9 protein-coding genes are annotated in these 16230 nt (G+C 67.9%); all 9 read right to left on the reverse strand.

Annotated elements, in window-relative coordinates:
* Positions 1-2 precede the first annotated feature (2 nt).
* The 9 genes from VN634_18005 to VN634_18045 all read right to left on the reverse strand — a co-directional run bounded on the left by VN634_18005 (position 3) and on the right by VN634_18045 (position 15793).
* The gene (locus VN634_18005) at positions 3-1700 is read right to left on the reverse strand and encodes an alkaline phosphatase family protein (GenBank protein ID HXC52784.1); all 1698 of its coding nucleotides are present in this window, start codon (positions 1698-1700) and stop codon (positions 3-5) included.
* Positions 1701-1735: 35 nt separating this feature from the next.
* Positions 1736-4675: a sulfatase-like hydrolase/transferase gene (locus VN634_18010; GenBank protein ID HXC52785.1), complete on the reverse strand. Its 2940-nt coding sequence runs from the start codon at positions 4673-4675 to the stop codon at positions 1736-1738.
* Positions 4672-5715, reverse strand: coding sequence for a glycosyltransferase family 2 protein (locus VN634_18015; GenBank protein HXC52786.1), 1044 nt, complete (start codon positions 5713-5715; stop codon positions 4672-4674). The genes VN634_18010 and VN634_18015 overlap by 4 nt, the downstream gene beginning before the upstream one ends.
* Positions 5712-6773 (reverse strand): glycosyltransferase family A protein, encoded by a 1062-nt coding sequence (locus VN634_18020; GenBank protein HXC52787.1) that lies wholly within the window; start codon positions 6771-6773, stop codon positions 5712-5714. The genes VN634_18015 and VN634_18020 overlap by 4 nt, the downstream gene beginning before the upstream one ends.
* A 23-nt stretch (positions 6774-6796) precedes the next feature.
* Positions 6797-8521, reverse strand: coding sequence for a type II secretion system ATPase GspE (gspE, locus tag VN634_18025; protein HXC52788.1), 1725 nt, complete (start codon positions 8519-8521; stop codon positions 6797-6799).
* Between the two features lie 81 nt (positions 8522-8602).
* Positions 8603-9676 carry a GTP-binding protein gene (locus VN634_18030; GenBank protein ID HXC52789.1) on the reverse strand — a complete coding sequence of 358 codons (1074 nt, stop codon included), beginning with the start codon at positions 9674-9676 and terminating at the stop codon, positions 8603-8605.
* Positions 9677-9748: 72 nt separating this feature from the next.
* Positions 9749-10129: a cupin domain-containing protein gene (locus VN634_18035; GenBank protein ID HXC52790.1), complete on the reverse strand. Its 381-nt coding sequence runs from the start codon at positions 10127-10129 to the stop codon at positions 9749-9751.
* A 17-nt stretch (positions 10130-10146) separates the two neighbouring features.
* A complete protein-coding gene (locus VN634_18040; protein ID HXC52791.1) occupies positions 10147-12783 on the reverse strand; it encodes a dockerin type I domain-containing protein in 2637 nt (878 codons plus the stop codon).
* Between the two features lie 250 nt (positions 12784-13033).
* Entirely contained in the window at positions 13034-15793 is a 2760-nt protein-coding gene (locus VN634_18045; GenBank protein ID HXC52792.1) for a hypothetical protein, read from the reverse strand.
* Between the last annotated feature and the right edge of the window lie 437 nt (positions 15794-16230).

Consider the following 16230-nt stretch of genomic DNA (forward strand, 5'->3'; position numbering starts at 1 on the left):
TCTCAGTTCAGATAGCCGAGGTCGCGCAGTCGCTGCATGACCTCGGCCTCTTCTTCGGCGGAGTATTCCTGGAGAGGACCGCGGCCGGCATCGCTTCCGCCGGCGCCGCGACGGATCGGGCGCGTGCGGACGAGCTCCGGGTCGAGGATGGACGTCAGCACCTGGCCGTCCATGTCGTCCGGAATCTCCTGGTCCAGCAGATAAAGAATCGTAGGCGCCAGATCGATGATCGAAGCGCCGGGGAACGGCGCCGGCACGGACGCGGCGTCCGGCCTTCGCACGTTCGGCCCCGCGGCAACCAGCAGTCCGTTGTCACGATGCATGCCGGAGTAGCGATAGGTTTCGTCCCAGATCCGCGATGAGCCGAAATCGGAAAGACCGTAGAAGATGTCGCCGTCGTCCTCGGGCAGCAGGATCAGATCGGGAGCTTCCTCGATGCGCGGGCCGTGCCAGATCTCTTCACGCCGGATGGCACGTGAGATCAGCGGCCGCCCGAGCTCGGGATCGCGCCATGCGAGAAGCTTCTCCGCGATCTCGTCGCGCGTGCGCTCGTAGTCGGCCGGCGCAACGCTGCCGTGCGGCTCCCTTCCCTGCATGTTGAGAAACAGCGATCCGTAGTGGCGGCCGAACGAGTACGCGCGGCTCCGGCTCCAGTCGACGTTGTGGAACGACAGGAACATGCGCTTGAGCACCGAATCGAACGAGTAGACGTTCTTGTACTCGGCATGCTTGGCGACGCCGAGGCGGTCGACGATGCGATGGACGTTGCGAAGGCTGAGGCCGTGGCGGAGCGCGAACGCCTTCATGCGCGTGGCCGGATCCTGGTCGAGCTGAAGATAGCCGAGCTCGAGCAGCAGGTTGTTCAGCACCACGAAGCGCGACGCACGTCCCATGCCGTGGTCGCTCATCATCAGCACGGTCACGTCGTCGCCGGCTTTTGCGATCACGCGCGCGATGTCGGCGTCGAGGCGCTCGAACCACCGCAGCACCTGCGCTTCGAGCGCGGCGCGGCCCGCAACGTCCCTGCCCTTGTGCCACGGGTGCTGGGGGTCCAATGCATGCCAGAGCTGGTGCAGGATGCGGTCCACGTCGAAGTAGACCGTCATGAAGAAATCCCAGTCGTCGCGCTCCATCAGGTAGAGGTTCGTGCGCGTCAGCAGCTCGAGCAGCTCGTCGCACGCGTCGAAGAACGCCTTGCGACCGCGCTCCGAGTACGTCTCCGACGGATAGATCCGGTAGTCGCCGACTTTGCTTTCGATCTCGGCGGCGAGCGTCGGCGGCCACGTGTAGTCCTTCGCGAAGTACGGCGTCATCCAGCCGCTGATGAACGTGCCTTCGACGGGCTCGACGGGATACGAGATCGGCACGTTGACGACACCGACCTTGAGGCCGGCATCCGAGAGCAGCCTCCACAGCGTGCGCCCGCTGCGCATGCTCGCGTTGACCGGCGGGAATACGTAGCTGCCGGCGCGGCGGTAGAGAAAGTCGTAGACGCCGGTGCGGCCGGGATTCATGCCGGTCGAGAACGACGTCCACGCCGGTCCGGACGTCGGCGGCATGGTCGAGTGCATGATGCCGCCTACGCCGCGCCGGAGCAGTCCGGCGAGCGTCGGCAGCCGCCCTTCCGATGCCCATTTCGAGAGCAGCGGAAACGGAGCGCCGTCGAGCCCGATGACGAGAACGCGATTTCGCTTTGCCATGTCGTGGAGAACCCGCGCGATGCGCGGAGCGGACCTTACCAGCGCCAGCCGTTGGCGCGAAATCGTGCACGCAGCTTTTCGATTTCCGGTTTCATCTGTTCGACCACGTCCATTCGGGATGTGGCGATGTTCTCGTTTTCGGACGGATCGGCCGTGAGGTCGTAGAGCTCGACGCGTTCGGGCTCGCTCGAACGCTCGCCTTTCGGCGTGCGCGGATCGGTCGGTGCGCCGGCCGGCGTCACGATGGCCTTGAGCTTCGACGTGCGCAGCGCGATCGGATGATTCGGGCGCGGACCGACAGCGTAGCATCCGGCGCCGCGCAGCTCGCCGGCGTGGGAAGACGCCGGGTGCGCCGCAAAGCCGAGCTCGGACGCAAGCGAGCGGCCGTCGAGATCCTCGCCGGCCGCAGCGCCCGCAAGGTCGAGCAGCGTCGGCACGATGTCGACGCTGCACGCTTCGTCCGCGACGCGTTTCGGCGCCGCGCCACCGGGCCGCGCCGCTCCGCCCGGCCATGCGATGACGAGCGGAACGCGCACCGTGGGGTCGTACGCGAACCATCCGTGCTGGAGCAGCTCGTCGTGCTCGACGAGGCTCTCGCCGTGATCGGCGGTCACGACCACGATCGTCTCGCCGGACGCATCGCTCGCCGCGAGCGCCGCGAGGATCCAGCCGAGCTGCGTATCGGTGTAACGGATCTCGCCGTCGTAGCGGCGCACGTAGTCCGACAGCGTCTTCGCGCCTTCGAGCTTCTGGTACGCCGGAATCACGCCGAGCCCGAAGTTGCTGTCGGAGACCGCAAACTCACCGTCGCGCGCGGGCGGCGCATCCTTGTAGTCGAAATCCCTGCTCCACCACGGCGACGCCGAATTGTACGGGCCATGCGGATCCATCATGTGCACCCACGCGAACCACGGCGACGCCGGCGGCGTGCGCAGGAAGCCTGCGACGGTTGCAGCCAGACGATCGTCGCTGCTCGGATACGCGAGCGCTGCGCCCGGGATCGCTCCCGGAATCATCTCGACCGAATCGAAGCCCTGGCCGAAACCATGATCCGGATCGACGATCCAGTTGGCGACGAACGCGCGCGTCGCGTAGCCGGCTTCCTTGAGCCGTTCGGCAAGCGTGATGCTTTCGTCGCCGAGATGCGCACGGTTGAACACGACGTTGTGGCGGTCCTGGTAGACGCCGGTCAGCAACGTCGCGACGGCCGGCGCGGTTTCGGGTGCGCTCGAGATCGCGTGCTCGAAAACGACGCCCGCGGCCGCGAGCCGGTCGATCGACGGCGTCGGCGACGGCACCACGCGATAACCGTACACGCCAAGATGATCGGCGCGCAGCGTATCGATCGAGATCAGCAGGATGTTCGGATGTTCGATCGTCTGCGTCTGCGAGCCTCCGTTGCAGCCGCTGGCAGTCAGCGAGAAGGCCGCCGCCAGAAGCGCGACGAGTGACGGCAAGCGGACCTTGGACGCGTCGCTGCGACCGGCGCGGAGTCGCTGCAGAACCGTCCGGGATGCGGCGGCAAATGATCGTGACGTCGCGCTCCATGCGCGCTGCCAGACCCAGCGCACGCCTCGCCGGGCGAGCTCGCGCACCGGCAGGCCGGCAACGTAGGCTTCGAGCAGGTCGACGCTGGTTTCCGGATGCGACAGCAGGCCGAGACGGATCAGTCGTGCGCCGTCGCGATCGCGCGCGGCGTGCGGCGCCGCGCACCATTCGATCAGCGGACGGGCGGTGCGCGAGTATCCGCGTTCCGTTTCGACCCAATCGCGCCCACGACGTGCTGCCTGCTGCAGTAGCTCCGGCTCATGCGCGAGACGAACAATCTCGGTTGCGAGGTCGGATGCATCGCCAGGCTTGCACGAAAACGCGATCCCGCGGCGCGCGAGATCGGCAGTCGTCTCGCTGAGCGCCGTGGTGACCAGCGGCAAGCCGTGGGCAAGCCACTCGACGACACGATTTTCGGCCCCGAGCGTGCGCTCGTACATCGGACGCTCGATGTGCAGCGCGAGATCGCACGCCGCATACACTCCGGCGAGATCCGCACGATCGATCCAGCCGAGGATGCGCACGCGCGACGCGGCCTCTTCTTCCACGCGCCCGGTGCGGTTCGCTGCGGGCGGATTCGCAGGGCCGAGGGCGCCCAGGCCGGCGGCAAGCGCCGCATGGCTGGCTTCGTCGTGACCCGGAATCGCACCGCCGGTGACGACCACGCGAAGCCGCGGCTCGATCGCGAACGCCTGCGCGATGCCCGACGCGATCGTTTCGACGTCGCACCACGTGTTGACGCCGCCCGAGAGCAGCAGCACGAAGTCTTCGTCGTCGAACGCGAGATCGCGCCGCGCCGCCCGGCGATCGGCGCGCACCGGCGGCGGCTCGGCGGCGCACGGAATCGTCGCCACCAGCTCTTCGCCGGCCGTGCGCAGCGACAGGCGTCCGGCGAGCCCGAGCTGGCCGATCAGCGCGAACGCCTGCGCACCGGAGACGGCCGAGAAGCGGTCGGCCGATTCGAGCACCGGCCCGAGCAGCGTCCAGAAATGCACGATCGACCAGTCGCTTCCGGTTCGCGCGGCCTTCGCCTGGGCCTCGGCCATGATGTCGCCGAAGACGTCCGCCCACAGCGGCGCTTCGAGCCGCAGGCGCGCGGCAAGCGCCGCGGCGTAGACCGTCACACCGACGACGCCGTCCGGTGCGAACGCTTCGATGCGACGCCGCATCGCCGGCTGCAGCAGGTCCTGCTCGCGGACGAGCTCGACGTCGATCGGCTGCGCACCGGGAGCGTAGACCGTCTGCCGCTTTCCGGCGTGGTCGGTTTCGCGCGGGTCGTGCCCGGCAAGCACCGCGAGCAGAAGCACGTCGTGGCCTTCGCGGGCGAGCGCAGCCGCGAAATGCTGGCTGCGAAGCCCCGGCCCGGCATGAAAGCGCGATTCGAGGAAGCCGGGCGTGCCGACTCCGATCACGAGGATTCGACTCAAGCCCCGGTCCTCATCACCGCAGGAGCCGATGCGGTCCGCCGCGCCAATGCACCTTCGCGCATCCGCTCGAGAACCAGCGACGGAATCGACGCGTACGCGCGGACAGCCGGAGCAGCCTCGCTCCACCGGCGCAGGCCGGCAAGCCACGACAGCTCGGCGACGACCCATCGCAGGCTCGCGCGTCCTGTCAGCAGATGGCGCACGACGAAGCGCATGCGGCTTCTGTGATAGCGCGCAAGAAAGATCGGTGAACCCGCGCCGCAGGTCGAAGCCTCCAGATGGCGGGCTTCGCTCGCCGCGACGTAAACGACGCGCAGGCCGGCGCGCCTCGCCGCCGCGCAGAAGTCCACTTCCTCGAAATACGCGGGCGCGTAGCCCTCGTCGAACGGGCCGAAGCGGCGCCACGTCCGGCTGCGCAGCGCGAACAGCGCACCGCACACGTAGTCGACGTCGCGATCCTCGCGCCATCGGGCTGCATCGCGCGATCCGCGTCCGAGATGCGTCGTCAGGCCGTTGGCTTCGATGCGCGCACCGGCGTGCTGCAGCGTCCTGCCGTCGCTGTCGAACAGCGTCGCGCCGGCCACCGCGATACCCGGGTCGTCGAGCGCGCAGACCAGCGGCGAGAGCCATCCCGGCGAAACGATGCAGTCCTGATTGACGAGCACCAGGATGTCGGGCGCGTGATCGCCTGCAAGCGCAGCATCGGCGCCGCGATTGACGGCGGCGGCAAACCCGAGATTGCGCTCGAGGCGGACGAGCCGGATCCGACCTCCCGATGCGCTTTCGATGCGCTGCGCGACATCGGCACTTCCATCGCTGCTGCCGTCGTCGACGACGACGATGCCGCAGTCGATCTCCGTGGAAGATTTCCCGGTGGCGGAGTCCGGCGCGGCGTTGACGAGCGCATCGAGGCAGCGCTCGAGCAGCGACTGGTCCGCGGACACCGCATTGTAGACGGGCACGATCACGGCGACCCGCCGAAGTGAAGGAGCGCTGCTGTCGAAACCGGAGTCTTCGCCGGTTGCGGCGCAGGCTCTCACGCGGCGGCCGCCTCGCCGGGCCGAACGACTGCCGCCGAGCGATCAACCGGCGCGCTCGCAGATCCCACGACACCGGCGGCAACCTGCGCCGTGAACGCGCTCGTCCAGACGGCCAGTCCGGCAAGCAGAAGCGGCGACAGCGCAAGCGTCCACGCGAGCGGCGCCGGCCCTTCGCGAAACTGCCACAGCGCGATGCGGATCGTTCGCGCGGGAAACAGAAGCGGCGCGAGAAGCGCGCTCTTTGCGAGCGCCGAGCCCGGCATGGGCCGCATCCTGCGCGCGATTGCTGCCGTTCGTCCGAGACGCCACTGATGGCGAAGCATCGCAAGGACGCCGCGCGGATGATCGTGCACGGCGGCAACGTCCGATGTTCGCCGCACGACGCCGCCGCCATCGCGCAGAGCCTGCGTGAAGACCAGGTCTTCGCCCGGCCACAGGTCGGGAAATCCGCCGGCGCTGTCGAACGCGTGCGTCCGGCACAGCATCACGGTCGACGGAGGCAGCCACGCGAACGGCGCGGTCCGCATCGACGCGGCTTCCTTGAATTCGAGGATGTGACGCGCACGCGCGACCAGGCCGCGGGTGCCGACGATGCGCGGAGTCACGGCTGCGGCGGCGCTTCGCTCGAGCTCCGACGCAAGCCTTGCGGCGCCGCCCGCCTCGAGACGGCAGTCGGCGTCGACGAACAGCAGCAGCGGCGTGACGCCGTGCTCGATATCCCTCTTGATATCCCTCTTGATATCCTGCTCGATGCGCCGCTCGCGATCCTGTGCAACGTCTTGCTCGACGTCGTGCGCAGCATGCCCGTAACTGCGCCGAACGGCCTCGCGCCCGTCGTTGCGTGCCGCGCCGGCGCTGCGCACCGCATCCGAAAGCACGAGCCCGACGCGCGCGTCGCGACGCGCCCACTCGCGCACCACCGCGCACGTCGGATCGTCCGACGACGTCACGACCAGCACGCGCTCGACGAAATCGGCGTTGCCGAGCCGCAGCGATTCGAGCGTCTGGCGGATCGTCCGCTCGGCGCGTCGGGCGGGAATGACGGCAACGCAAGGCACGGTCGGCGTCCTGCCCGGCCGCTTCAGTACTGGTCCTGGGTAACGCGCAGAACTTCGCCGACGGTGGTCATGCCTTCGGCGACCTTCCAGAAACCGTCCATGCGCAGCGTGCGCATGCCGCGCGACACCGCATCCGCCTTGATGCGATCGGCGGTCGCGCGCGAGACGATCAGGTTGCGGATCTGGTCGTCGCAGACGAGCAGCTCGTAGATGCCGCCGCGACCGAGATAGCCGGTGCCGGCACATTCGCTGCAGCCTTCCGACTCGTAGATGACGACCGTGCCCGCTCCTTTCGGCCCGAGCTCCTTCAGGAACTCCGGAGACGCGTCGATCGCGCGGCGGCACTTCGAGCACACGCGGCGCACGAGACGCTGCGCCATCACGCCGATCAGCGACGACGCGAGCAGGTAGTCTTCGACGCCCATGTCGAGAAGGCGCGAAATCGCGCCGGCCGCGTCGTTGGTGTGCAGCGTCGAGAACACGAGGTGTCCGGTCAGCGCGGCCTGGATCGCGATTTCCGCCGTTTCGGCGTCGCGGATTTCGCCGACCATGATGACGTCCGGATCCTGTCGCACGATCGAGCGGAGACCGGCCGCGAACGACAAACCGATCTGCGCCTTGACGTGGATCTGGTTGACGCCGCGCAACTGGTACTCGACCGGATCCTCGATCGTGATGATCTTGAGCTCGGGCGAATTGATCTTGTCGAGCGCGCCGTAAAGCGTCGTGGTTTTGCCGGAGCCGGTCGGCCCGGTGACCAGGATCAGGCCGTGCGGCTGCGAGATCATGTGCGAGAAGTTCTCGAGGATGTCGGTCGGCATGCCGAGCCGTCCGAGGTCGACGACGACGCTCGAGCGATCGAGGATTCGAAGCACCACGCTCTCGCCGTAAAGCGTCGGCAGGCTCGAGACGCGAAGATCGATCTCGCGGCCGACCAGGCGAAGCTTGATGCGTCCGTCCTGCGGAAGCCTGCGCTCGGCAATGTTGAGCTTGGCCATCAGCTTGATGCGCGAGATGATCGCGGCCGTAAGATTCCTCGGCGGCGGATCCTGGTCGTGCAGCACGCCGTCGATGCGGAAGCGCACGCGCAGCTCGTTCTCGAACGGCTCGACGTGGATGTCCGACGCACGCTGCTCGACCGCGCGCGACAGCGTCTGGTTGACGAGGCGGATGACGGGCGCTTCGCTCGCCATGTCGCGCAGGTGCTCGACGTCGGCTTCGTCGTCGGCAAGGATCTCGATGCCGCTTTCGTTGTCTCCCTCGCCGCCGGTTTCGCCTTCGCCGTAGATCGTTTCGAAGCGCTCGAGAAGATCGCGCGGGCGCACGAGCACCGGATCGACCACGAGGCCGGTCACCTGCTCGAGCACCTCGATGGTCGCGGTATCGCCGGGATCGGCCATCGCGAGCCGGAGCGTGCCGTCGACGATCGAGATCGGAAGGATGCGGAGCGAGCGCATGTAGTCGACCGACACGTGCTCGAGGGCCGGCGGCTCGTCGGGCACTTCGGACGCGCGCGCCATCGGCACGCCGTGGTAGCTCGCGAGGATGGGCAGCAGGTCGTCTTCGGACAGGAAGCCGAGGTCGACGAGCATGCGCTCGACGCGCTCGCCCTTCTCGGCGGAGAACCGCCTGACCTTGCGAAGGTCGTCGCCGGAGACCTTCCCGGAGCTCAGCAGCGCCTCGTCGAGGCCGCTCGAGATGAAGCCGCCGTTGCCGTTCCCGTTGGATGCGTCCGTGGTGGTAGCCATCTGCGGCCTAGCCTGCCCGGTTGGAGCGCTCGTCTCAACCCGGGACGTCACCGCGGCTGCAGTCGCGGTCGGTCTTCCGGGTCAACGCCGCGCGGCGTCGTCGTCGCCTCGTGCCTCTGACTCGCATTCGGCCAGGCGCGCCAGGATCTGTTCGCGCATCGCAAGGATGCCGCGACCGATGAAGACGCCCTCTGCGCCGCGACCGAACGACGCGCCCGGCTCGAAGCCGGTGATTTCGACGCGGCCGCAGACGAGCTGGAACAGATATCCGGGCGCTCCGGCCTCGCTTCGCAGGAATCCCTTGCCGCGAAGGACCACGCGCGGAAGTGCACCGAGCGCGCGCTCGAGCGCCGGGCGGTCGACGGCAGCGGCGGTGCGCCACGACAGCGACTCGAAGCCTTCGTCTTCGAGATGATGCCCATCGCCTGCGGCATTGGCGGCCTCATGCTGCGCTTCGGCCGATGCGGCAGCGTCATGCTGCGAATGGACCGATGCGGCGCGGCGTTGCTGCGCAAGCTCCGGTTCGGCAGCGTCCGGCCGGACGGACGCGCGCGCCGCGCTGGTCGCGAGCAGCAGCGCGGAGCCGGAAAACCCGCGGCCCCCGGACGACTCGAGCACCATCGCCCTCGGGTTGGAGCGCTCCAGCCGCTTGCGAAGCCGGCGCAGCTTTGCCGGGCCCGCAAGGTCGCACTTGGAGATCACGATGAAATCCGCTGCTGCGATCTGGCGGCGCGCGGTCGCGCTGACGCGCCACGCGACGGTCCATGCGGTCGCGTCGACCACCGTAGTCACCGAGTCCACGCCGAGCCCGCAGCGCCGCAGCCGTTCGAGCGTCGGCCACGGATCGGCGACTCCGGTCGTCTCGAGCACGACGAGGCGCGGGTCCACGCGGCGGACCAGCTCCTCGACCGCCATGTCGAAGCGATACTCGTCGATGCTGCAGCACACGCAGCCCGAAGACAGCTCGACGATGTTTTCGATGAACTCGAAGCCGGTCAGCACGCGCCCGTCGATGCCGATCTCGCCGAGCTCGTTGACGATGACCGCGATCCGATCGCGCGCGGGATCGCGTTCGAGAAGGCCGCGAAGCAGCGTGGTCTTGCCGCTGCCGAGAAAGCCGGTGACGACGCAGGCCGCGGTGCGCCGGCGAGTCATCGCAACTTCCGCGTGCGCCGGCGCGTCATCTGGATGTTCCGCACCGCTGGCGCGTCGCTGGCAACGTCCGCTTCAGGTTGCGCGGCCGTAGCGGTCGTCGAGGCGGACGATGTCGTCGGTCTCCGGCGTCGATGCCTCGAGCAGCTCGACGTCGCCGGTGGCTTCGAAGCGGTGCCGGAGCCCCGTGCGCACGTGAAATACCATCCCCGGACCGTATTCCTCGACGCGCGGCGGCGAGTCGTCTTCCGACCAGTGCAGGAGCAGCGTGCCCGACAGCACGTAGATCGTCTCCTCCTTCTGGCGGTGAAACTGGTAGCTCAGCGCGTGTCCTGCATTGATGTGCAGGATCTTGCCCGTGTAGCGCCCGGTGTGCGCCCAGATGATCTCGTAGCCCCATGGCTTCTCGACCCGCTCTGCCCGCGTCGCGGGGCTCTTTGCGCCAGAGGATGACATCGTTCGCTCCGGCCGGTTCAGACTCGCCGCGCACCAGTTGACGCAAGCGCAGAAGCGACCGCGGCCGCCGGACAATTCGGGTCCGACGGCAGGTCGACCGACGCACGCAGCACCGCGAGCGCATCGATCGCGGTGATCTTGCTGTCGCCTGTGAAGTCGCAGACCGACAGGTCGCACTCCTCGAGATCGGTCGCCGCGCGCAGTACGCCGAGCGCGTCCGTTGCCGTAAGCTCGCCGTCGCCGGTGAAGTCGCCGCACAGCGGGCTCTCGAGCGTCGTCGTCGTGGTGCCGCTGACGAGCGTCGTGGTCGTCACGACGGCGATCGTCGTGGTGGTCGCCGCTTCGAGGGTCGTCGTCGTCTCGGGCGCAACGGTCGTCGTGGTCGCACCGGCGAGGGTCGTCGTCGTGGCACCTTCCACCGTCGTCGTCGTCGCGGGGGCAAGCGTCGTCGTCGTGGCCGGCTCGAGCGTCGTCGTTGTCGCACCCGGAATGGTCGTCGTGGTCGTCGCCTCGAGCGTCGTCGTCGTGGTCGTCGGCACGCAGCCCTCGCCTTCGCTCGCGCCGCTCACGCAGACACCGGCCACGCACTGGTCGCCGACCGTGCACGAATTGCCGTCGCTGCACGCGCTCTGGTCAGGATCGGAGGCCGAGCAGGCCGCGGCCTGCTCGTTGCAGGTTTCCGTACAGTCGGAGTCGTCGTCGGGACCGTCGCACGGGTCGCCGGGATGCACGCTGCAGCTGCCGCCCGCGCAGCTGTCGCTGCCGTTGCAGAACACGCCGTCGTCGCACGGCGCCGTGTTGTCGAGATGGTCGCACTCGTTGGTGATGTCGTTGCACGCGTCGGTCGTGCAGCCGTTCTCGTCGGCGCAGTTGCGCAGCGTTCCGGTGCAGACGCCGCCGCTGCACGCGTCGTTCTCGGTGCAGAACAGGCCGTCATCGCACTCGCCGGTGGTCGGCGCGTGATCGCACGCGTTACTGCCTTCGTTGCAGGAGTCGATCGTGCACTGGTTGGTGTCGTCGCAGTTGCGCAGCGGTCCCGGCACGCACGCACCAGCCGCACACGCGTCGGGGAACGTGCAGAATTCGCCGTCGTCGCACGCCGCGGTGTTGTTGACGTTGCTGCAGAGGCCGGTCGGCTCCGAGCACGAGTCGGTCGTGCAGATGTTGCCGTCGCCGCAGTCCTTCGGCGCTCCGGTGCACTCGCCGCCGGAACAGACGTCGCCCGTGGTGCAACCGAGGCCGTCGCTGCAAGGCGCGGTGTTGTTCTGGTGCTCGCACGCGTCGGTCGTGTCGTTGCAGGTGTCGTCGGTGCACGCGTTGCCGTCGCCGCAGTTGCGGGCAGGCCCCGGAACGCACGATCCGCCGCTGCAGGTATCACCGTCGGTGCAGAAGAAGCCGTCGTCGCACGGGTCGTTGCTGTTGACGTTGCTGCAGGTATCGAGCCCTTCGTCGCACGAATCGATCGTGCACGGATTGCCATCGTCGCAGCTCACGCCCGACGGCACGCAGACTCCGGCCGTGCAGGTGTCGCCGGTCGTGCAGAACAGGCCGTCCGAGCACGGGCCGCCGATGTTCGTGAACGCGCAGTCGCCGGTGGTCTCGTCGCACGAGTCGTCGGTGCACGGGTTGCCGTCGATGCAGAATTTTGCCGGCCCGCCCTCGCAGACGCCGTTGTGGCACGTGTCGTCGGTCGTGCACAGCGAGCCGTCGAAGCACGGGCCCTGGTTGTTGGTCGCGCTGTGCGAGCATTCGTTGGTGTCTTCGTCGCAGGCGTCCTTGGTACAGTCGTTGTCGTCGTTGCACGACGACGGAGGTCCCGACGTGCAGACGCCGCCCGTGCACGTGTCGCCGGTCGTGCAGAAGAAATCGTCTTCGCACGAGGTTCCGTCCGGGGCAGTCTGGTGCGTGCAGCTGTTGGTCTCTTCGTTGCACGAGTCGATCGTGCAGCCTTCGCCGTCATCGCATCCGCTCGCCGCGCCGCCGACGCACGCGCCGCCGCTGCACGCGTCTCCGGCCGTGCAGAAGAGCCCGTCCTCGCACGGGTCCGTATTGTTCGCGAAAACGCAGTCGCCGGTGTCCGGATCGCACGAATCGTCGGTGCATGCGTTCGTATCGGCGCACACGCGAGACTCGCCCGAGGTGCAGAATCCGTTCGAGCAGGTGTCGCCGACCGTGCATGCGGAGCCGTCGTTACAGGAGGCGCCGTCGGCCGCCTTGTCATGCTTGCAGGTGTTGTTGTTCTCGCTGCACGAATCGGCCGTGCACGAGTTGTCATCCGAGCACGGGTTCGCCTGGCCGCCTCCGCACTCGCCGCCGGTGCAGGTTTCGCCAACCGTGCAGAACAGGCCGTCATTGCAGGTCGTGCCGTTGGGGGCGGCGGCGTCCGCCGGGCAGGCGGCCACCGCGGCCGGCGCCTGCGTGCCGCACGTCTCGGCCGGATCGCAGACCGCATCCGTGCTCGTGCGACAGACCGTGGACTCGCTTGCCAGCTCGCACTTGGCCGTGCAGCACGGTCCGGACTCGCACTGTTCGTCTCCGTCGAGGATGCCGTTCGGCGCGCCGTTGCAGAGCGACGGTGCGGCGCCGGCGCGGCCGGCCGCGGCGAGGATCAGCAGCCCAGAGACCAGAAACGTACGAAATCGATGGTTGTTCACATGCCCTCCTCGAACCCGACGGCTACGGCGCGCCGTCTCCCCGGACGTCCTTCGTGTCGCGGTGCCGGTGCGAAAACTCAACTCGAGTCGCCGCCCTGACGCGTCTGACCGTTCCCTCTGGACCAAGCTCTGGCAAGCCGGGAGGAACGGCTCGAGCACGGCGATCACCGGAGCCCAAACGCAGCGGGAGCCGCCGGGTGCTCGCAAAAGCACCGGGCGGCTCCCGCCGGCTTCGATCTCGGCCTGACGACTACGGAATGGTGGTCGTCGTCGAGTCGTCTTCCGGGCAGCTCGGGTTCGACGGCAGATCGACCGCCGCACGCAGCACCGCCAGCGCGTCGAGCGCGGTGATGTGGCCGTCGCCGCTGAAGTCGCAGACCGTCAGGCTGCACTCGTGGAGGCCGACGGCCGACTGCAGCACGCCGAGTGCGTCGCTGGCGGTCAGCACGCAGTCATCGTCGAAGAAGTTGCCGCAGACCAGGCACTCTTCGGTCGTCGTCGTCACGCCGCAGCCCGGGATCGCCACGTTCGAGCACGCGTCGCCGGCTTCGTTGCATGTGTCGGTCGTGCAGGCGTCCGAATCGTCACACGAGCGCGCCGTGCCGGTGCACGAGCCGCCCGAGCACGCATCGCTGGTCGTGCAGAACAGCCCGTCGTCGCACGGCAGCGTGTTGGCGAGGTTCTCACAGGCGTTGCTGGTCTCGTTGCATGCATCGGTCGTGCACGGGTTCGCGTCGCCGCAGTCGCGCGCCGGACCTGCCACGCATGCACCGTTGCTGCAGACATCACCGTTGGTGCAGAACAGGCCGTCGTCGCACGGCGCGGTGTTGTTCACGCTGCTGCACGAATCGGTCTCTTCGGCGCAGGTATCGGTGGTGCAGGCATTGGCATCGTCGCAGGTCGTCGCCGGACCGCCGACGCAGACACCGCCCGCACACGCGTCGCCCTTCGTACAGAACAATCCGTCGTCGCACGGCACCGTGTTGTTAAGGTTGTCGCAGACGTCTGTGGCTTCGTTGCACGTATCGGTGGTGCACAGGTTGGTGTCGGCGCAGTCGCGCGCGGTGCCGTTGCAGGCACCGTTCGCGCACGTGTCGTTCACCGTGCAGAACAGCGAGTCGTCGCACGCGATCGTGTTGTTCACGTTGTCGCAGACGTCGGTGGTCTCGTTGCACGAATCGTTCGTGCAGACGTTGTTGTCGCCGCAGTCCCTGGCGGGTCCGCCCACGCAGGCTCCGGCCGCGCAGGTGTCGGCGGTCGTGCAGAACAGGCCGTCGTCGCACGGATCGGTGTTGTTCACGTTGCTGCAGGTATCCGCCGCTTCGTCGCAGGAGTCGGTGGTGCAGACGTTGCTGTCATTGCAGGTCGGGGTCGATACCGAGCAGGTTCCGTTGCCGCAGGTATCTCCGGTCGTGCAGAACTGACCGTCGTCGCACGGCAGGGTGTTGTTGGCGTTGTCGCACTGATCGGTGATCTCGTTGCAGCTGTCGGTGGTGCACAGGTTCGCGTCGTCGCAAGGCCTCGCATCGCCGATGCACTGGCCCACACGGCACGAATCGTTGATCGTGCAGAACGAACCGTCCTCGCACGGCTCGTTGTTGTTCATCGGCGTGTGCTTGCACTCGTCGAGGCCGATGTTGCACGAGTCCTGCGTGCACTGGATCTCGTCGTCGCACGGGTTGATCGCCCCACCGACGCACTTGCCGTCCTGGCAGCTGTCCTGGATCGAGCAGAGGAATCCGTCGTCGCAGGGGAGGTTGTTCTCGACCGGCGTGGCCGAGCAACTGTCGGTTTCTTCGTCGCAGGAGTCGGTGGTGCAGAGGTTGCCGTCGTCGCAGTTCGGTGCGGTTCCGCCTACGCAGACGCCGCCGCCGCAGCGGTCGCCGGTCGTGCAGAAGAAGCCGTCGTTGCACGGGATGGTGTTCGGCTCGAACACGCAGCCGCCCGACGCGGCGTCGCACGAGTCGTTGGTGCACAGGTTGTCGTCGTTGCAGACCGTGGCGGTGCCGCCGACGCAGACGCCGTTGCTGCAGGTGTCGTCGGCGGTGCAGGCCGATCCGTCCTCGCACGACGCGCCGTTGGCTGCCTTGGTGTGCCTGCAGCTGTCGCTCGACTCCATGCAGGAGTCGGCCGTGCAGTCGTTCTGGTCGTCGCAGTCGGTGGCGCCGCCGCCGGTGCAGACGCCGGCTGCGCAGGTGTCATTCGCGGTGCAGAACTGGCCGTCGTCGCAGGAGGTTCCGTCCGCCGCCGCGCCGTGCGTGCAGCTGTCGGTGTTCTCGTCGCACGAATCGGTCGTGCAGGCATCGCCATCGTCGCAGGTCGTCGCGCCGCCGCCGGTGCAGACGCCGCCTGCGCAGACGTCGTCCGACGTGCAGAAGTTGCCGTCGTCGCAGGAAGCCGTGTTGTTGGTGGACGCGCATGCGCCGGTCTCTTCGCTGCACGCATCGTCGGTGCAGGCGTTGCCGTCGTCGCAGACGACGGCGGTGCCGGTGCACTCGCCGGCCGAGCACGCGTCGTCGGTTGTGCACGCGAGACCGTCGTCGCAGGACGTGCCGTCGGCCGCCGCATCGTGCGAGCAGCTGTTCTTCTTCTCGTCGCACGAGTCGCTGGTGCACGAATCGTCGTCGTCGCAGGGACTGCCGCTTCCGACGCAGGCGCCCGCAGCACACGCATCGGTGGCCGTGCAGAACGAGCCGTCGTCGCAGGACGTGCCTTCGTCCGCAAACGTGTCCGCCGGACAGGCGGCGTCGAGCGCGGCAGTCTGCTCACCGCAGGTTTCGGCCGGATCGCAGACCGCATCGGTGCTCGCGCGGCACACGGTGTCGGCGGTCTTCAGCTCGCACTTGCTGGTGCAGCACGGACCGGTCTCGCACTGCTCGTCGCCGTCGAGAATTCCATTCGCAGGGCCGTTGCAAAGCGAGGGGGCCGCGTGCGCGGGCATCGCGCCGACAGCCTGGGTGAGCACAAACAATCCGCCGACCAGAAATGACTTCCATCCAAAGGTTTTCACGTTCCCTCCAATGCAGAGACCGACGCTCCGCCGGTAATGATCCGAGCTCAAATGACCTGATTGCGTTCGATAGCCTTTTTGTGAGGGAGATCCCACCCGGCGGGACCCACCCATACGCGTGCCTCCGTGAACCGGCGCACCCCCGTCGCCACGAACCAGGCGCGACGATACAACAGAGGGTGACGCACTGCCATATGGTGGGGGTACAAAGTCTGCACACTTTCGCCCGTTTACGCAGCGATCGAGTCAGCGATGCACGACGTGCGGCGCGGGCCTGGCCAACGATGTGATCCCGCCGCAGCGAGTTGTCTCGGAATAAGGAAGGTCACGGTAAAGCGCGTTCGAAGCACCACGGTGCTTCGAACGCGCTTCTACCCAATGTCGCCTGCCCGGCCGTCTCGCCGGTGTCCCGTTCGAGGCGCCGGCACTCCAGCGCT

It is taken from the genome of Candidatus Limnocylindrales bacterium, from assembly GCA_035571835.1.
GTDB lineage: Bacteria > Desulfobacterota > Binatia > UBA1149 > CAITLU01 > DATNBU01.

What these genes read in the sequence shown, in the direction of transcription:
- VN634_18030 (HXC52789.1), bottom strand. Translation starts at nt 9,676, where the DNA reads ATGACTCGCCGGCGCACCGCGGCCTGCGTCGTCACCGGCTTTCTCGGC.
- VN634_18005 (HXC52784.1), bottom strand. Translation starts at nt 1,700, where the DNA reads ATGGCAAAGCGAAATCGCGTTCTCGTCATCGGGCTCGACGGCGCTCCG.
- gspE (HXC52788.1), bottom strand. Translation starts at nt 8,521, where the DNA reads ATGGCTACCACCACGGACGCATCCAACGGGAACGGCAACGGCGGCTTC.
- VN634_18035 (HXC52790.1), bottom strand. Translation starts at nt 10,129, where the DNA reads ATGTCATCCTCTGGCGCAAAGAGCCCCGCGACGCGGGCAGAGCGGGTC.